This is a genomic window from Pseudoxanthomonas spadix BD-a59, from assembly GCF_000233915.3.
GTDB lineage: Bacteria > Pseudomonadota > Gammaproteobacteria > Xanthomonadales > Xanthomonadaceae > Pseudoxanthomonas_A > Pseudoxanthomonas_A spadix.
This window is the reverse complement of the sequence record NC_016147.2, coordinates 941,290-959,161: the sequence shown is the minus strand read 5'-3', so window position 1 is coordinate 959,161 and position 17,872 is coordinate 941,290. Positions and strand designations below refer to the sequence as shown.

The following is a 17,872-nucleotide window of genomic DNA, read 5'->3' as shown; positions in this document are numbered from 1 at the left end:
TCTTCAGCCTCCCAGGTATTCGATCACGCGCTGCGCCAGCGCTTCGGGCGAGGCCGTCGCGCCGCCGCCATGCTCCAGCGCCTGGGCTGCAGCCCAGTCGTAGCAGCCCTGCAGCGACTGGCCGCCAACCAGCGCACCGCGTGCGCCAAGCATCAGCGCCGGCTCGGCAAGGGCCGCATCAGCGCCGCTGAGCAGCAGCACCGCGGTCTTGTCCGGCGGCAGGGCGCCGAGCAGCCTGGGCACATCGGTGCGGCCTTCGGCGAAGCACACCACGCCGTCCACCGCCTCGGCGGCCACCTGGTCGGGCACCACGTAGACATTGCCGGCGCGCGCGGCCATGCCGGCGCGGGCCAGCAGCACCGGCAGCGGCGAGACGCGCTGGATCTGCTTGGTCAGGTTGTCGTAACGGCCCCCGTCCAGGCGCAGGTGGACCAGCACCGGCAGCGACAGTGACACCGGCAGGCCGGCCAGCACCCGGCGCACCGCGTCCGGTCCACCAATGCCGGCGGACAACAGCACCGCCCCGGCGACCTTGCTGCCCGGCACATCTTCGGCCACGGCTGCCGGCTCGGAAGATTCCAGCGCTTCCAGTTCCAGGTTCAGACTGCCAAAGCCAGGCGGCAGCGGCGGCGGCACCGTGGCCGCTGTCCGCACCGGCACCACCACTTCGAAATCCTCGACCAGCGACAGCTGCGAGATCGACGGCGTCGGCCCGGAACGTGCCTGGGTCACCGGCGTGGCCGCCGGGTCGGCCCTCAGCGACGGCGCATCCGGCGCATCGGCCTTTGACGCAGGCACCGGGTCATCGACCAGCTCCAGCCGCGACGGCAGCGGCGGCGGCGTCCAGGTGTCCGGGTCGATGGCGAACGCATCGGCCGGCTGCGCATGCGCATCGGCATCGGCCAGGGTCAGCGTGCTGCCCAAGCCATGCTCGTCGGGCAGCGAACCGGACTGGGCCGCGGCCTGGTCCAGGTGCTGCTCCAGCACCGCGTCCTCCACGAACGCCGGCGCCTGCGGGCGGCCGGGCGCGGGCGACTGCGGCAGCTCGGCTTCGGCGCCCGGCGGCAGTACGTCGCGGTGGCCATGCAGCTTGGCCGACAGGTGCCGCGTCCAGCGCTGGGCATCCCAGCCCTGCCGCGAGGAAGCCAGATCGGCCTCGTCGTAGATCACCGTCAGGCCCGGATCGGCCAGCACCCGGTCCAGCCGCAGCAGCGCGTCCTCGATCGCCGGCTCCAGCGCCACCAGCACCGCATGCGGGCGGCTGGCCGCGAGCGCATCGGCATCCAGCGCATTGGGATCGTCCTCCAGCGCGATCTGTGCACCGGCGCCGAGGAGGGCGCCACGCAGCTGCTGGCGCGCCTGGCCTTCGCGCGCCAGCAGCGCGACCCGGACCGCGGCAGGCAGCCCGGGGTCAGTCGCGGACACGGGCAATCCCCAGCAGGTCGTAGACGTTGCGCATCAGATCCAGCTCCTGGTACGGCTTGCCCATGTAGCGTTGCACGCCGATCTCCAGCGCGCGCTGGCGGTGTTTCTCGCCGGTGCGCGAGGTGATCATCACGATCGGCACACCGGCAAGGCGCGGGTCGGCCTTCATCGCCGTGGCCAGCTCGTAGCCATCCATGCGCGGCATCTCGATGTCCAGCAGCATCAGGTCGGGCACGCGCTCTTCCAGGCGCTCCAGTGCCTCCACGCCGTCGCGCGCGGTGCTGACCTCGAAGTTGTGGCGTTCCAGCACCCGGCTGGTGACCTTGCGCATGGTCAGCGAGTCGTCCACCACCATCACCAGCGGCACCTGGCGCTGCACGGCCGGCGCGGCGGTCGTGCCGGCCAGGGCCGGCTGGGCGATGTAGCGGCGCACCAGCGGCGCGGCGTCCAGGATCACCACCACGCTGCCATCGCCGGTGATCGTGGCGCCGTAGATGCCCGGAATGGAGCCGATCTGCGGGCCGACCGGCTTGACCACGATCTCGCGATTGCCCAACACCTGGTCCACCGCCACCGCCGCGCGCAGTTCACCGGCGCGCACCAGCAGCAGCGGGACCTGTGGCTGGCCCTCGGCCCTGGCCGGACCCTGCCCGACCAGGGTGCCCAGGTCGTGCAGCGCATACGCCTCGCCGCCGTAGACATAGGACGCGTCGGCCGCCTCGAAGCGCGCGCGGCTGATCCTGCCGATCCCGCCCACCGCCGCCACCGGCACCGCGAACTGGGTTTCGCCGATCCGTACGAACACCGCCTGGGTCACCGCCAGGGTCTGTGGCAGGCGCAGGGTGAAGGTCGTGCCCTGGCCGCGGGTGGAGCTGATTTCCAGGGAGCCGCCAAGCTGGCGCACTTCGTTGTGGACCACGTCCATGCCCACGCCACGGCCGGCCAGCTGGCTGACTTCCTCGGCCGTTGAGAAGCCCGGCTCCAGGATCAGGCGTTCAAGGTCGATCTCGGCCACTTCGGCGCCGACCGGCAGCATGCCGCGCTGTTCGGCCCGGCGACGGATCGCGGCATGATCGATGCCGGCACCGTCGTCGGCCACCTGCAGCACCATTTCCGAGCCTTCGCGGCGCAGCACCACCCGGACCACCCCTTCCTCGGGCTTGCCGGCCTCGCGCCGCGCCTGCGGGCTTTCCAGGCCATGGGCGACCGCGTTGCGCAGCAGGTGTTCCAGCGGTGCGGTCATGCGCTCGAGCACGTTGCGGTCCAGCTCGCCGTGCGCGCCTTCCAGCTGCAGCTGGGCCTGCTTGCCGGTGTCGGCGGCGGCCTGGCGCAGGACCCGGCGCAGGCGCGGCACACTGCCTTCGAAGGGCACCATGCGCGCGCGCATCAGCCCGTCCTGCAGCTCGGAACTGACCCGCGACTGCTGGCCGAGCAGGCTGTCGTTCTGGCGGGCCAGATCGTCCAGCACGCCCTGCAGGCCACTGAGGTCGGCTGCCGATTCGGCCAGCGCGCGGCTGAGTTGCTGCAGGGTGGAGAAGCGGTCCAGCTCCAGCGGATCGAACGCGGTATCGCGGGTGTCCTGCTCGCGCTGGTAACGGGCCACGATCTGGGCCTCGGTTTCCAGGTCCAGGCGGCGCAGCTGGTCGTGCAGACGGATATTGGTGCGGTCAAGCTCGGCCATCGCCGCGCGGAAGGCGCCCATCTGCTGTTCCAGGCGGGCCCGATAGATCGCCACTTCGCCGGCGTGATTGACCAGCCGGTCGAGCAGGTCGGCGCGCACCCGCACCTGCTCCTGGCCGCTGCCGAGGGGGGCGTGTTCGTCCTCGCCGTTCGCCTCCAGCTCGATCGGCGCCGACAGCGGCGGCAGCGCCGGGATCGGCTGCGGCACCAGCGGCGGCGGTGCAGCCGGGACGAACACCGGAACGGGCGCGGGCTCGGGAAGCGGGCCGGCGTCGGCCGCAGCAACCACGGCCGGCGCGGCAGGTTCTTGCACGTCCGGCGCCGCCGCCGCAGGCGCCTGCGGCGCGGCCGCATCGGCGCTGTTGCCATCGGAAGGGCCCCACGCGGCGTCCAGCGCGGCCAGCAGCTCGGCATCGAGGAACTCGTCGTTGCTGGATTCGGAGGCGGGTGTGGCCGATGCCGACTGCGGCCCATCGGCGGGCGCGGACGCGGCATCCTGCGCATGCTCGGACCCATCGGACACCCACGTGGTGTCGGCCTGCGCGGAGTCAAACTCCAGGCCCTGCGTGTCGGACACCGGCGGCGAGGCCTCGACCGAGCCGACCTCGTCCAGCGATGTCGCCTGCGCGTCGTCGGGCGTGGCGAAGGCATGCGAGATTTCCAGGTCCAGCGGTTCGACCAGATCGACCGCAGTGCCGCGCAGGGCCTGGTCCGGACCGGTCGCGCCGGTCGGTTCACCGCGGGCCCGGGCATCGAACTCGGCCACCAGCTCCGGGCGCGGGGTGGCCAGGCAATAGGCCGCCGTGCGCGCCAGCATGCCGTGCAGCGCATCGAAGCCGCGCTCGAGCAGGCCGAGCACGTCGCGATCCACCTCGGCGCGGTGTTCGGCGATCTGTTCCAGCAGGGACTCGATGGCGTGGCCGAGCTCGCCGATCGGCTCGATCCCGGCCATGCGCGCGCCGCCCTTGATGGTATGCAGGTCGCGCTGCAGGCCGATCACCAGGCCGCGGTCGTCCGGCGCGCCGCGCAGGCGTGCCAGCAGGCCGTCGGAATGGTCGAGCAGGTCGTTGCCCTCCTCCACGAAGATATCGACCAGGTCGCGGTCGAGCACGGTGAAATCCAGCATCTGCTCGGCCATGGCCGCCGTTTCCGTCGTTTCGGGGATGGGAGGCAGGTCCGGCGCATCCTGTGCGGATGACGCGGCCAGCTCCGCCTCGGGGGCGACGGATTCGGTGTGGCGGTGATCGGTTTGCGCGGCAAGGAACGCCGACCCGGCCATGGCGGCGTCCGGCACGGCCGCTGGCGCCTGGTGGGTGGACGCGGCGTCCTCGCCAACCAACCCGGCAGCGGGCGCGGCCGTCTCCGGCAGGTCGACGAAGGGCGCGTGCAGCGCATCGCGCGCGGGTTCTTCCTGCGGCGCGGGGATCTGTGCAGCGAGCGACTCGGTGGATTCTGCGTCAGCCAGGTCGGCCTCGCTGCTCAACGGCCCCTCGGTTTCAACCGCGGCCTCGCCCTGCGTCGCAGCTTCGGCGTCGGGCGCCTGTGTCGGCGCCTGGGCGTCGGCTTGGGTTTGGTCCGGGGTTGTGACCTCCATGTCGAAGGGCCCGGCGTCCGACGCCGGCTCGGCGTGGACCTCGGCGGTGTCGATCAGGTCCTGCGCGGCAGGCTGCTCGCCGCTGGCGCTGGGCGGGGCTTCGGCTTCGGCGATAGGTTCCGGCGCGGCGACTTCGGTCGACGCGAGCAGAGCCGGCGCCTCGGGCACGGCCTGCAGGTGTTCGGCCAGATCCATCGCCTCGGCGGCCGCCTCGGTCGGGGTCAGTTCGATGTCGGCACCAGCCTCGAGCGCCTCGTCCCCGGCCAGCGTGCTTTCTTCAGCTGCCGCCTGGGTATCGGACCAGTCCGGTGCAAGCGGTTCGACGGCCGCCGGCTCCTGGTTCCAGGAATCGGCTTCCGCCGCGTCATCGCCCGCGGTCGGCGGCAGGGCCTGGGGCGACAGCGCCTGGACATCGACGCTGGCATCGCGTTCGGCATGGGCCTCGATCGACTCGGACAGCGGCGCGGATTCGGCCGCGGCAGCGGCGACCGCCGCCGGATCCAGCGTACCGGCCTGGCCCGCCGTGACCTGCGCATCGGCGCTGGTCGGGGTCGGGGCATCGGTCCACTTCGGCTCGGTGCGGTACGCGAGCCTGAGGTCGAACCAGGCGGCCTGGCCGTCGTCGGGCAGCGGCGCCGGCGGCACGGCACCGGCGGCGCTCAGGTCGGGCGCCTGGATGTCCGCAGACTCCGGCGCCGGCCCGGCCTGTTCGGCGACCGGTCTTTCGGTCGGGTCCTGCGGCAGCTCGGCGGGATGATCGAGGAAGCCCGACAGGTCCATCGCGCCGGTCAGTTCCATCGACGAGGGCACGTCCGGCGTGTAGACCTGCTGCGCGCCCTGGCCGGCGTAGGTGTGCTGGTTGCGGTCATCGACCAGGGTCGAGACCGGGCGCGCGACCTGCGGCAGGGCGTCGCGCAGTGCCGACAGCTGCGCGCGCAGTTCGGCGAACTGCGGAATGCGCGGCTGCGCGGACTGCAGCGCCGCGATGGTGGTGCGGATCGCCTGCGCGGCCGCGGCCAGTCCGGCCACGCCGGCCGCGCTGGCAGGCACGCCGTTGGCGAGCAGGCGCTTGACGTACTGCTCGGCCCGTCCGGTGATCTCGGTGATCTCCGGCACGTCGGCCATGGCGAAGGCGCCGTTCATGGTATGGAACGCGCGCAGCAACGGATCGCTGGCAGGCCCGGCCTGGACCGACTGGACCGAGGCCAGCCACGCATCCACGCTACGCAGGTGGTTGCCGACTTCGGTTTCCAGGATTTCGCGCAGCACGCTGTCGACCGCGGCCGGGGTGCCGTCCAGGTCGGGAACGAAGTCGTCCAGCGCCGGTTGCTCCGCGACCGGCGCGGCGGCCGTGGCGGCGCCCGGTGCGCTGTACAGCGCTTCCTCACCGGCGGCCAGCCGATCGGCAACCGCTTCGATGCCGGCCAGATCGGCGCGCGCGCCGGGTTGGCCACGCAGGGCGGCGTTGAGCTGCGGCAGCGTGTCGGTGGCCTGTTGCAGCAGCGCCACCACCGCGGGCGTGGCCGGGCGGGACCCGTCCAGCACCCGGTTGAGCATGTTTTCCACCTTCCACGCAAACTCGCCCAGCAGGCTGGCGCCGACCAGGCGGCCGCTGCCCTTGAGCGTGTGGAACACGCGCCGGATCGGCCGCAGCCGATCCAGGTTTTCCACGTTGGCGGTCCAGGCCGGCAGCATCTGGCGCAGGTTGTCGATCTCCTCGTCGAATTCCTCCAGGAACACGTCGCGGATCTCGTCGTCGATGTCGTGGCTGCCACTCAGGTCGAACCCGCCCTGCAGCGACTGGGTGTCTTCCGCGGCCGGCGCGTCATCTGCAGCGGACAGGACCTGTTCGAATGCGGGCGTGGCCTCGGGCGCGGCAGGTGCGAACGCCGCGGACGGGCTGGATGCCTCGACCGCTTCGAAGGCTTCGATCAAGGCGGCTGATTGGCCGATGTCTTCGGCTGCATCCCCTTCGGGCGAAGTCACTTCGAAGGGCGCCTCGAACGGTGCTTCCACCTGCGTTGCCGCCGCTTGGCTCGATTCGCCCGACGGCGCGGCAAAGGCCGCGTCGATCTGCGCCTGATCATCGCTGCCGATCCCCTCGAACTCGCCGGCCACCGGATCGAAGGCGCTGGCGGTGTCGCCGGCCGGCACGAAGGCCGGCAGCGCCGGACCGCGCTCGATGTCCAGGTCCCCGGCGAGCGTGGTCTGGGCCGGGTCCGGGGTGAACTCGGGCTCGAATGCCGATGGCGTCGCGTCGGCAACGGGGCTGGCGAGCGTTTCGCCAGCCGGCTCGCCTGCGCCCGGCAGCGGCCAGTAACGCAGCGACTCCAGGCTGGAACGGGTGATGTCGAGGATTTCCTCGCGGTTGGGGCGATGCTCGCGCAGCGCCTCCAGGTAGTACTCCAGGCTGGCCATGGCGTCGGCCAGGGTGTCCAGCTGCACGCCACCAGGCACGCGCCGGCGCTCGACCAGCTCGGTGCCGATGTAGCGGCCCACGCCCTCGACGTAATCGGCCGGCGCTGACAGCTCCAGCATGCGCAGCGCGCCGCCCACCTCGCCCAGCAGCCGCGGCACGGTGTCCAGCTGGGCGTGTTCCCAGCCGGTCTCGATGAAGGCCACGAACTGCTGGCGCGCCTGGGCGAAATTGCGGATGGCCTCGCCGGCCAGCGCCTCGACCGTGCGCTGCGATTCGGCCGCCTGGGCATCAGGTGCGCTGCCGTCGCCCAGGTGGGCGACCTGGTCATCCAGCGAGGCATCCACGTACAACAGCGCGCCGGCGATATCCAGCAGCGCACTTTCATCGCAGGCACGGCGCCCTTCGACCAGCTCGGCCAGCGATTGGCGCTGTTGCAGCACCACGTTGCGTGCCAGGCCCAGGCCCATCATCCCGAGCGTGTCGGCCACGCTGCCCAGTTGGGTCACCTGCGGCGCCAGGCCGGCGATGTCGGCGTTGGTGCGCAGCTGCAGGTCCAGCACATCCTTGACCCGCATCAGTTCTTCCTTGACCGCAGCGCCGACCGTGTCCAGCAGGGCGCGATTGCGGCCGCTGATGCTGCTGCGGGCGTGTTCGATCTCGGCTTGGCTGGGCGAGGCGGCCTGCAGGTCAAACGCCTTGCGCAGGTCCTCCAGCGCCGGGTGGCGCGCGGCCGAATGCGCCACCTGGTAGAGCAGCTGGCGGGTCGGCTCCTGGCCTGGCGCGGCGCCGGGGACCAGGCCCTGCCTGATCTGGCGCACCGCGCGCAGCACGCCGCTGAAGCCTTGATGCAGCGCTGGGGTGGGCTGCAGCGCGCCATCGCGCAACGCTTCGGCCACGCACCCGGCAACCCACAGCATGCGCCGGGCGGCGGTGTGCTCGGCCAGGCGCTGCAGCGCGGTCAGCGCCGGCACCAGGGCGCCGGGGTCGGCTGGGGTACCGTCCTCGGGCCAGCCGGCCAGCACGCGCTCGAGGTGCTCGCAGGCCTGGGCAAGGCGCGCATCGCGCGTGTGGCCGGGCATCGGTTCGGTCGAGGGCACCTCCTGCGGCAATGGCCGTTCCAGGTCCGGCGCGAACAGCACGCTCTCGCTCAGGCCGGCTTCGCCGCGCGCAGCACGGATGTCGTTGAGCAGCGGCAGCAGCACGATCGGGATGTCGCGATGGCCGCCCTGCAGGCGCTCCAGGTAATCGGGCAGCAGCACGGTGCCGCGCATCAGGGTGGCGCAGGCCTCGTCGGGATCGGCGACCCGGCCCTCCTGCAGCGCCTGGGCGAGCTTTTCCAGCTCCTCGGCGACCATCGCCGGGGCGTACAGCTCGACCATGTGCAACGTGCCCTGGACCTGGTGCAGATAGCCCACGCACACCTGCATGCGCGAGCTGTCGGCCGGGTTCTCGGCGAAGGACTCGATCTCCCCGCGCACCTGGCGCAGGGTCTGGTCCAGCTCCGGCTTGACCCAGCCGAGCACGGCATGGCTCATCGCCTCGCGAAGCGCGCTCATGGCTGGCCCCGCAGTTCCAGGGTGGCCAGGTTGTCGCTCATGCACTTCATCGGTATCGATCCTCAGCCTGGCAGCTTGAAGTCAGCCACCGAGCGGCGCAGGTCCGCAGCCAGCTGCGTCAGGTGTCCAATCGATTCTGCAGTCTGCTCGGCGCCCTTGGACGTCTGCAAGGTGATGCGCCGGATCACGCCCATGGTCTGGGTGATGTCCATGGCCGCGGTGGACTGCTGCTGGGCGGCGCCGGAGATGTTCTTGATCAGCTCGTTCAGGTCGCTGGACACCCGCTCGATCTCGCCCAGTGCGGTGCCGGCGTCCTCGGCCAGGCGCGCGCCGGAGACCACCTCCGAGGTGGTCTGCTCCATCGAACTGACCGCCTCGTTGGTGTCGGCCTGGATGGCCTGGACCAGCGATTCGATGCGCCGGGTCGCGCCGGAGGTGCGCTCTGCCAGGCGCTGCACTTCGTCGGCCACCACCGCAAAGCCGCGGCCGGCCTCACCGGCCGAGGCGGCCTGGACGGCGGCATTGAGCGCCAGGATGTTGGTCTGCTCGGAAATGTCGTTGATCAGTTCCACCACCGAGCCGATTTCCTGCGAGGACTCGCCCAGGCGCTTGATGCGCTTGGAGGTTTCCTGGATCTGGTCGCGGATCTGGTCCATGCCGCGGATGGTTTCGCGGACCACGCCGGCGCCCTCGGTGGCAATCAGCACCGAGCGCTGCGCCACTTCGGCCGAATCGCTGGAGTTGCGCGAGACCTCTTCGATGCTGACCGCGATCTCGTTGATGCGCTCGGAGGCGGTGGTGATCTGCTCGGCCTGGTGGTTGGCCGCTTCGGCCAGCTGCAGCGCGGTGGCCTGGGTTTCCTGGGTCGCGGCCGCCACCTGCACCGAGGTGTCGTTGATCGTGGTCACCAGGTTGCGCAGTTCCTCCACCGCGTAGTTGATGGCGTCGGCGATCGCGCCGGTCATGTCTTCGGTCACCGAGGCCTTGACCGTCAGGTCGCCTTCGCCCAGCGAGGAGATTTCATCCAGCAGCCGCATGATCGCCTGCTGGTTGCGGCTGTTGTATTCGACCTGCTCCTGGTAGCGACGCTCATCCAGGCGCTTGCGGCTGATGTAGAGGCTGCGCAGCAGCATGACCAGCGAGATCACCAGGACCGCGCCGCCGACGACGGTGTACCAGAGGTTGGGAAACAGGCGCGTATCGCGCACCGAGCCAAACGCGGAGAACGCGTCGAACAGCTTCTCGCTGTCATCGAGCATCTTGCCCGAGCCGTTGGTGATGGCCGCCGCGGCCGACTGTGCGGCGAACAGGTCGCGCGAGCTGCCCAGGATCGCGTCCAGGTCGCGCTTCATTGCCGTCCACAAGGTCTGCGACTGCTCCAGCGCGGCCAGCGCAGCCGGCGCGCGCAGCGGCGCGATGCCCAGCTCCTGGCTGCCCTCGCGCAGGCCGTCGAGCACCTGGCCGAACACCAGCGCGTCACGTGCCAGGGCGTCGCCGGCCATGGTCGCGGTGCTGCCGCCGGCCCGCATCTCGGTCACGTTGCGGGCCATGCGGCCGGCGACCACCACTTCCTGCAATGCACTGTAGACCTGCGAGGCCGGCGCGCCACTGGCGGACATCGCACGCACGACTTCATTCAACTGCGCCTGCAACTGCGGCACCTGCGCGCCGAAGCGGTTGGCGTTGCCCGACAGCGCCAGCACGGCCGGTTCTGCCTTGACGATCTGGTTGGCGCTGGCGTCCAGCGCTTTCCAGGTGGCCAGCAGCTGCCCCAGCGCGCCCTTGACGCCCGGCTCGGCGCCGAACCGGCTCTGGAGCGAGCCGATGGTCTCGTTGATCCGGCCGCGGGTGGCCTTGAAGGCGGTGTAGGCCTGCGCGTTGCCGGCGACGGCTTCGTTGCCCTGGTTGGCCAGCTGCTGGGAAAGCACCTGCAGCGCGGCCGCACCGGTTGCAGCGCCGGACAGGCGGCTGCCCTGGTAGGTGGACACGGCCGTATTGGCGGCCACCACCAGGAACGACAGCACCAGCAGGACCCCCCAGAACGTGGTCCCCATGCCGCCAAGCCTGGCCTTGGGAGTTTCCACAGCAGTACTCATTGCGCTACCCCTGAAAAATGCATCCGTGAAATGCGGGCTCGGCCTCCCCGGCCCTGCGCCCGCCGACCATCCCGCCGGTTACTGCGCGGCGTGCCTGAACTCGGGCGTGCGCGCCAGCAACGACAGCGCGAACACCCCCCACTGCTGTCCGTCGCCGGCAAAGGCCTGCGACACGAAATGCCCGAACCGGCCATCGGCCAGTGCCCCCGGATCCACCGCCTGCCCGGCGCCAAAGCTGCGCTGGCCGTACAGCTCGTCGATGGTCAGGGCCACATCGCCGCCGCTCTGGCGGATCACCAGCACACGCTGGCCTTCATGCAGCACCGTGCGCTCGCCCTGCAGGAACTGCTTCAGGTCGATCACCGGGAACAGGTTGCCGCGCAGGTTGCCCACGCCCAGCAGCCAGGGCTGCGCGCCCGGGACCGGGGTCACCGGCGGGATCGGCACGATTTCCACGACTTCATCGAAGCTGGACACCAGCCGGCGCGAACCGACGCGGTAGGCCACCCCGCGCCACTGGTCGGTGCCGGTGCGCACCTCGGGCAGGACCACCGCATGGGCCAGGCTGCGCCGCTCGTAGTCGGCCAGGATGTCAAATGGCGTGCGGATCATGCCTGGGCCTCTGGCGGGCGACAGGCGGCGCGGCGCATCGGGGTCGGGGTGTGGGAAGCAGCGTCCATGGGTTTCCCTTTTCTGCTCAGGCCGCCACTGCGTGGGTGCGGATCGCGTCGAGCAGTTCCTCACGGGTAAATGGCTTGGTGAGGTATTGCTCGGAGCCGACGATGCGCCCGCGGGCCTTGTCGAACAGGCCGTCCTTGGAGGACAGCATGATCACCGGGGTGGACTTGAATACCTGGTTGTTCTTGATCAGCGCGCAGGTCTGATAGCCATCCAAGCGCGGCATCATGATGTCCACGAAGATGATCTGCGGCTGCTGGTCGGCGATCTTGGCCAGCGCCTCGAAGCCATCGGTGGCGGTCACCACCTCGCAACCCTCGCGCCTGAGCAGGGTCTCGGCGGTGCGCCGGATGGTCTTGGAATCGTCGATCACCATCACCCGCAGGCCGTTGAAACCACCGGCCTGGCTGTCATTGTCTGTCATCGCAGATCATTCCCCTTGCGCGCGGCACTTCTGGATGGAACCGCTGCGAGGCCGTCTATATCCCACCCGGCGACGCGGCCTGTCAAGACGGCGCAGCGGGTTGATCACACTGTGTGACGTGGATTGCAGAATGGGCCGCTTTCCGCGGGCTGCTACTATCGCCCGTTGCCGCCCGCTTCCCCAGCCTCGAACAATGCGCACCGACGTCATCGTGGTGATGGACCCCATCGGGTCGATCAAGATCGCCAAGGACACCACCTTCGCCATGCTGCTGGAAGCCCAGCGCCGTGGCCATCGACTCCACTATGTCATTCCCGGCGGCCTGTCGCTGCACGGCGGGGTGGCCCTTGCCCGCACCGCGCCGCTGGCGGTGGTCGAAGACAAGGCCGGCTGGTACACGCTGGGTGCGGAAACCGAAACCCGTTTCGGACCCGGCCAGGTGGTGCTGATGCGCAAGGATCCGCCGGTGGACACCGAATACATTTATGACACCCAGGTGCTGGACATGGCCCGTAGCGCCGGCGCGCTGGTGGTCAACCACCCGCAGGGCCTGCGCGACTACAACGAGAAACTGGCCGCGTTGCTGTTCCCGCAGTGCTGCCCGCCGACTCGGGTCAGCCGCAACGCGGCCGAACTAAAATCCTTCGTGCTCGAACACGGCCAGGCGGTGCTCAAGCCACTGGACGGCATGGGCGGGCGCTCGATCTTTCGCACCGGCACCGGCGACCCCAACCTCAACGTGATCCTGGAAACCCTGACCGAAGGCGGACGCAAGCTGGCCCTGGCGCAGAAGTTCATCCCGGACATCAGCGCCGGCGACAAGCGCGTGCTGCTGGTCGACGGCGAGCCGGTGGACTACTGCCTGGCACGCATTCCGCAGGGCGATGAGTTCCGCGGCAACCTGGCCGCCGGGGGCCTGGGCGAAGGCCGCCCGATCAGCGCGCGCGACCGCTGGATCGCCGCCCAGGTAGGCCCGGAGATGCGACGCCGGGGCATGCTGTTCGTCGGCCTGGACGTGATCGGCGACTATCTGACCGAGGTCAACGTCACCAGCCCCACCTGCGTGCGCGAGCTGGACGCCCAGTTCGGCCTGAACATCGCCGGGCTGCTGTTCGACGCCATCGAGCGCAGGCTCGTGGCCTGACCGGACCCCATGTCCGCGCCGCTGGCCGCGCCGAGGATCGACGAAAACGCGCGCCTGGGCGCGACCCTGGCACTGTCGCTGCTGGTCCACGGGATCGTGCTGCTGGGACTGGGCTTCACCCTGGATGACAACGCGCCGGTGGTGCCCACGCTGGACGTGATCCTCAGCCAGACCCGCACGCCGCTCACGCCCAGGCAGGCCGACTTCCTGGCCGCGGCCAACCAGCAGGGCGGCGGCGACCGCGACAAGTCCCGACGCCCGCGCGAGGCCCAGGCCGGCTGGGTCCCGCAGACCCAGGCCGGGGTGGCGCCCGAGCCGCTGCGGGCACAGTCGCCCCAGGCCGCGCCGCCGCCCCAGGCACGGGTGATCACCACCGGCGATTCGCCATTGACCGTGCCGCCGCAGCAAGCACGCCTGCCACCGGAGCGCCCGGACCTGGACCGCGGCGAGCGCAAGATCGAGCACGACGCGCAGATGGCGCGCCTGGCCGCCGAGATCCACCTGCGTTCGGAGCTGTATGCCAAACGGCCCAAGCGCAAGTTCGTCTCGGCCAGCACCCACGAATACGCCTGGGCCAACTACCTGCGCGCCTGGGTGGACCGCGCCGAGCGGGTGGGCAACCTCAACTATCCCGACGAGGCCCGGCGCAAGCGGCTGTCGGGCCAGGTGGTGATCTCGGTGGCGGTGCGCCGCGACGGCACCGTCGAGCAGAGTCGGATCATCCAGTCCAGCGGGGTGCCGCTGCTGGACTCGACCGCACTGCGCATCGTCACCCTGTCCGCACCGTTCCCGCCACTGCCGTCCACCGAAGAAAACGTGGACATCCTGCACGTCACCCGCACCTGGGTGTTCCTGCCCGGTGGTGAAGTGCGCGACCAATAGGAATCCCGTTCCCGGCAGATTGATGTCGTGCCCGCGTCGCCGCCGCCGCCGCCGCCCCTTCTGCGCGCTGGCGCCACCCCTTCTCCAGGCCCCTCTCCGCTGGCGCCGCCCCTTCTCCCCCGCCCGCGGGGGGAGAAGATGCCCGCAGGGCAGATGAGGGGGGCTCTTGGCTTGAGGGCAAGCACGACACAGCCAGCCCCGGACCTGCCGTGGCGACACAGCGCCACCCCCTTCTCCCCCGCCTGCGGGGGAGAAGATGCCCGCAGGGCAGATGAGGGGGGCTCTTGGCTTGAGCGCAAGCACGACACCGCCCGCCAGCCCCGGACCTGCCGTGGCGCGACACAGCGCCGCCGCCCCTTCTCCCCCGCCCCGCGGGGGAGAAGATGCCCGCAGGGCAGATGAGGGGGGCTTTTCGCTTGAGCGCAGGCACGACCAGCCAGCCCCGGCCGTCGAACGCCATCGTCAGCATGGCCCCTTCGTCCCGGCGCCAAGAAGGCCCTCCTAAGATGTGCCCTTTGCCGCCCGCGCCGCCCGCTGTTCCTCCAGGGTCAGGGCCACGTTGTTGCGCAGGTAGGCCGGTTCGGCCGACTCCGGCGCCGGACGCTCGCCGCGCGCGTAGGCCTGCAGCGCCAGCACGGCGACATCGGCCGCATGCGGCAGGGCCGCGGCATCGATCCTCGCCAGCTGCGGCGACAGGCGCGCGGCGAGCACGCCTTCGGCCGCACCGAAGCCGGTGCCGACGGCCTGCCAACCTGCACGCGCATCGGCCAGCCGGACCGCATCGGGCGCGCCGACGGTTTGGTCTGTCAGCGCGACCAGCGCAGCACCTTCGCGTCTGAAACAGGCCGCATACACCTCGCCCATGCGCGCATCGATGGCCGCCACGATCCGCTCGGCATCGGCCGGGGCGCGCAGCGCCAGCGCCTGCAGGGTCGAGACAGCAAGCAACGGACGATCCAGCGCCAGCGCCAGGCCCTGCCCCAGCGCGATTGCCAGGCGCACGCCGGTGAACGCCCCCGGTCCACGCCCGACGGCAATGGCATCGAGCTGCGACTTGGCCACCCCCGCTTCATCCAGCAGCGCCTGCGCCCACGGCAGCGCCAGCTCGGCATGCCGGCGCGGCGCGATCTCGAAGCGCTCGATCAGATGGCCATCGACATGCAGGGCGACCGAACAGGCTTCGGTGGAGGTTTCGAACGCGAGCAGGCGCATGGGGTGGCGACGGAAGGAAAGCAGCAGATATTTTGCGCCTTCCACGGGAGGCGCCGGTGACCCCGCGGTCTGCCGCACTTCGACGAGCAAAAAAATCCCGCTCGCCCCTCAGTCGCGCCCCGCCCCGCAAACGGCGCAGAGGGGGCGGAGTAACCCATCCGGGAGCAGCATTGCCCCTTCTCCCCCGCCTGCGGGGGAGAAGATGCCCATCGGGCAGATGAGGGGGCGCTTTTCGCGTGAAGGCAGGCGCCGCGCAGCGGCCCTGGACGTCGCCGGCAGGGCCGCCCAGTCACTCGCCGCGACTTCGAGCTCTCTCCCGCGAGCGGGCAGAGGGATTCGAAACGCGCGTCGAAGACCGGCGCCAATCCGGCCACTTCCACCCCGCCACAACGACAACGGGCCGCCCGCAGGCGACCCGTATCGAACCACCACCAAAGGCGGCGTACGGATTTACTTCACCAGCGCCGCGATGGCCGCGCCCAGGTCGCCGGGCGAGCGGACGGTCTTGACCCCGGCCGCTTCCATGGCCGCGAACTTGCCGGCGGCCGTGCCCGAACCACCCGAGGCGATCGCGCCGGCGTGGCCCATGCGCTTGCCCGCAGGCGCCGAGGCGCCGGCGATGAAGCCGACCACTGGCTTCTTGACGTGGGCCTTGATGTACTCGGCGCCGGCTTCCTCGGCGTCGCCGCCGATCTCGCCGACCATGATGATGCCCTCGGTCTGCGGGTCCTCGTTGAACAGCTTGAGGCAGTCGACGAAGTTCAGGCCGTTGATCGGGTCGCCGCCGATGCCGATCACGGTGGACTGGCCCAGGCCGGCGGCGGTGGTCTGCTTGACCGCTTCGTAGGTCAGCGTGCCCGAGCGCGAGACAATGCCGATCTTGCCCTTCTGGTGGATGTGGCCGGGCATGATCCCGATCTTGCACTCGCCCGGGGTGATCACGCCGGGGCAGTTGGGCCCGATCAGGACCACGTCCGGATGCGACTTGAGCACGTTCTTGACGCGCAGCATGTCCAGCACCGGGATGCCCTCGGTGATGCAGACGATGACCTTGATGCCGGTCGCGGCCGCTTCCAGGATCGCGTCGGCGGCAAACGGCGGCGGCACGTAGATCACCGAGGCATTGGCGCCGGTGGATTGCACCGCTTCGCGCACGGTGTTGAACACCGGCAGTTCGATGTGGGTGGTGCCGCCCTTGCCGGGCGTGACGCCGCCGACGACCTGGGTGCCGTACTCCACCATCTGGGTGGCGTGGAAGGTGCCCTGCTGGCCGGTGAAGCCCTGGACGATGACCTTGGTGTTCTTGTTGATCAGAACGGACATGGAGAATCCTTGATGCGTAGGGCGGGTCTTGACCCGCCTGATGTAGGGCGGGTCTTGACCCGCCTGATGAAGTGCCCAGTTACCGATGCGCGCGACGGCGGGTCGAGACCCGCCCTACGTTCACGCGGCCTGCTTGACCGCGGCCACAGCCTTCTTGGCACCGTCGTTGATGTCGTCGGCCGCGGTGATGGCCAGGCCCGATTCGGCCAGCAGCTTCTTGCCGGCTTCCACGTTGGTGCCTTCCAGGCGCACGATCACCGGGACCTTGACGTCCACTTCCTTGACCGCGGCGATGATGCCCTCGGCAATCATGTCGCAGCGGACGATGCCGCCGAAGATGTTGACGAAGATCGCCTTGACCTTGTCCGAGGACAGGATCAGCTTGAACGCCTCGGTCACCCGCTCCTTGGTGGCGCCGCCGCCCACGTCCAGGAAGTTGGCCGGCGCCCCGCCGTTGAGCGCGATCACGTCCATGGTGGCCATCGCCAGGCCGGCGCCATTGACCATGCAGCCGATGTTGCCGTCCATGGTCACGTAGTTCAGGTCGTACTGGCTGGCCAGCACCTCGGTCTCGTCTTCCTGGGTCTTGTCGCGCATGGCGGCCAGATCCTTGTGCCGGAAGGTGGCGTTGTCGTCGCTGTTGACCTTGCCGTCCAGCGCGTACAGGTTGCCGTCGGCCAGGATCGCCAGCGGGTTGAGTTCGACCAGGGCCAGATCCTTGTCGTTGAACAGCCTGTACAGCCCGCCCATGATCGCGGCCAGCTGGTTGGCCTGTTTGGCGGTCAGGCCCAGCTTGAAGGCGATCTCGCGGCCCTGATAAGGCTGCAGGCCTTCGACGAAGTCCACGTTGAGGGTCTGGATCTTGTCCGGGGTTTCGGCCGCGACCTGCTCGATGTCCACCCCGCCTTCGGAGGAGGCGATGTAGGTGATCGAACGGGTGCCGCGGTCCACCAGCACCGACAGGTACAGCTCCTTGGCGATGTCCCCGGCCTCGGTCACCAGGACCAGGCTGATCGGCAGGGCCACACCGGCGGACTGGTAGGTTTCCATTTTGGTGCCGAGCATCTTGGCCGCAGCGGCCTTGACCTCCTCGGTGGTCTTGCAGAACTTCACCCCGCCGGCCTTGCCGCGACCGCCGGCGTGGATCTGCGCCTTCACCATCCACGGGCCTGCGCCCAGCGCCTTGGCCGCTTCGACCGCTTCATCCGGCGTGGACGCGGTGCGTCCGGCCGGCACCGGGATGCCGTATTCGGCAAACAGCTGTTTTGCCTGATATTCGTGGAAATTCATGCGTCACCGTATTGATAAGGTCAGTACGCATCGTGCGCCGCCGCGCGTCCCGCAATCGGGGACAGCCAGGCGCCGATGGGCCGGGCATTGTCGCCCAAGCGCGTGTTGCGACGCAAAAGCGTCGGTTTCGCCCGGCGCCTCTATACTCC

10 protein-coding genes and 1 pseudogene are annotated in these 17,872 nt (G+C 70.2%); 2 read left to right on the top strand and 9 right to left on the bottom strand.

What is annotated here, in order from left to right; translation table 11 throughout:
• Window positions 1–3: 3 nt before the first annotated feature.
• From DSC_RS04215 to DSC_RS04195, 6 genes and pseudogenes are all read right to left on the bottom strand, one after another.
• Window positions 4–1,425, bottom strand: a complete 1,422-nt coding sequence (locus DSC_RS04215) for a chemotaxis protein CheB (RefSeq protein ID WP_014159891.1) — start codon at window positions 1,423–1,425, stop codon at window positions 4–6.
• Window positions 1,412–7,804: a hybrid sensor histidine kinase/response regulator gene (locus DSC_RS04210; protein ID WP_484563956.1), complete on the bottom strand. Its 6,393-nt coding sequence runs from the start codon at window positions 7,802–7,804 to the stop codon at window positions 1,412–1,414. The genes DSC_RS04215 and DSC_RS04210 overlap by 14 nt, the downstream gene beginning before the upstream one ends.
• Window positions 7,787–8,653, bottom strand: a pseudogene (locus DSC_RS17615) (FimL-related protein); the annotation flags it as partial. The pseudogene DSC_RS17615 and the gene DSC_RS04210, both read right to left, overlap by 18 nt.
• 83 nt (window positions 8,654–8,736) lie before the next feature.
• A complete protein-coding gene (locus DSC_RS04205) occupies window positions 8,737–10,770 on the bottom strand; it encodes a methyl-accepting chemotaxis protein (RefSeq protein ID WP_043290398.1) in 2,034 nt (677 codons plus the stop codon).
• Between the two features lie 78 nt (window positions 10,771–10,848).
• Window positions 10,849–11,379 carry a chemotaxis protein CheW gene (locus tag DSC_RS04200; RefSeq protein ID WP_043290939.1) on the bottom strand — a complete coding sequence of 177 codons (531 nt, stop codon included), beginning with the start codon at window positions 11,377–11,379 and terminating at the stop codon, window positions 10,849–10,851.
• Between the two features lie 88 nt (window positions 11,380–11,467).
• The gene (locus DSC_RS04195) at window positions 11,468–11,872 is read right to left on the bottom strand and encodes a response regulator (RefSeq protein ID WP_014159887.1); all 405 of its coding nucleotides are present in this window, start codon (window positions 11,870–11,872) and stop codon (window positions 11,468–11,470) included.
• 193 nt (window positions 11,873–12,065) lie between these two features.
• Here DSC_RS04195 and gshB point away from each other — a divergent pair, with 193 nt between their 5' ends.
• Both gshB and DSC_RS04185 read left to right on the top strand, forming a co-directional pair.
• Window positions 12,066–13,016 carry a glutathione synthase gene (gene gshB / locus DSC_RS04190; protein WP_014159886.1) on the top strand — a complete coding sequence of 317 codons (951 nt, stop codon included), beginning with the start codon at window positions 12,066–12,068 and terminating at the stop codon, window positions 13,014–13,016.
• 9 nt (window positions 13,017–13,025) lie between these two features.
• Window positions 13,026–13,898 (top strand): energy transducer TonB, encoded by an 873-nt coding sequence (locus DSC_RS04185; RefSeq protein ID WP_014159885.1) that lies wholly within the window; start codon window positions 13,026–13,028, stop codon window positions 13,896–13,898.
• 501 nt (window positions 13,899–14,399) lie between these two features.
• Here DSC_RS04185 and tsaB read toward each other — a convergent pair.
• From tsaB to sucC, 3 genes are all read right to left on the bottom strand, one after another.
• Window positions 14,400–15,110, bottom strand: a complete 711-nt coding sequence (tsaB, locus tag DSC_RS04180) for a tRNA (adenosine(37)-N6)-threonylcarbamoyltransferase complex dimerization subunit type 1 TsaB (protein WP_043290397.1) — start codon at window positions 15,108–15,110, stop codon at window positions 14,400–14,402.
• A 450-nt stretch (window positions 15,111–15,560) separates the two neighbouring features.
• Window positions 15,561–16,433 carry a succinate--CoA ligase subunit alpha gene (gene sucD, locus DSC_RS04175; protein WP_014159883.1) on the bottom strand — a complete coding sequence of 291 codons (873 nt, stop codon included), beginning with the start codon at window positions 16,431–16,433 and terminating at the stop codon, window positions 15,561–15,563.
• Between the two features lie 120 nt (window positions 16,434–16,553).
• Window positions 16,554–17,723 (bottom strand): ADP-forming succinate--CoA ligase subunit beta, encoded by a 1,170-nt coding sequence (sucC, locus tag DSC_RS04170; RefSeq protein ID WP_014159882.1) that lies wholly within the window; start codon window positions 17,721–17,723, stop codon window positions 16,554–16,556.
• Between the last annotated feature and the right edge of the window lie 149 nt (window positions 17,724–17,872).

What these genes read in the sequence shown, in the direction of transcription:
- DSC_RS04205 (WP_043290398.1), bottom strand. Translation starts at nt 10,770, where the DNA reads ATGAGTACTGCTGTGGAAACTCCCAAGGCCAGGCTTGGCGGCATGGGG.
- DSC_RS04195 (WP_014159887.1), bottom strand. Translation starts at nt 11,872, where the DNA reads ATGACAGACAATGACAGCCAGGCCGGTGGTTTCAACGGCCTGCGGGTG.
- gshB (WP_014159886.1), top strand. Translation starts at nt 12,066, where the DNA reads ATGCGCACCGACGTCATCGTGGTGATGGACCCCATCGGGTCGATCAAG.
- DSC_RS04185 (WP_014159885.1), top strand. Translation starts at nt 13,026, where the DNA reads ATGTCCGCGCCGCTGGCCGCGCCGAGGATCGACGAAAACGCGCGCCTG.
- tsaB (WP_043290397.1), bottom strand. Translation starts at nt 15,110, where the DNA reads ATGCGCCTGCTCGCGTTCGAAACCTCCACCGAAGCCTGTTCGGTCGCC.
- sucD (WP_014159883.1), bottom strand. Translation starts at nt 16,433, where the DNA reads ATGTCCGTTCTGATCAACAAGAACACCAAGGTCATCGTCCAGGGCTTC.
- sucC (WP_014159882.1), bottom strand. Translation starts at nt 17,723, where the DNA reads ATGAATTTCCACGAATATCAGGCAAAACAGCTGTTTGCCGAATACGGC.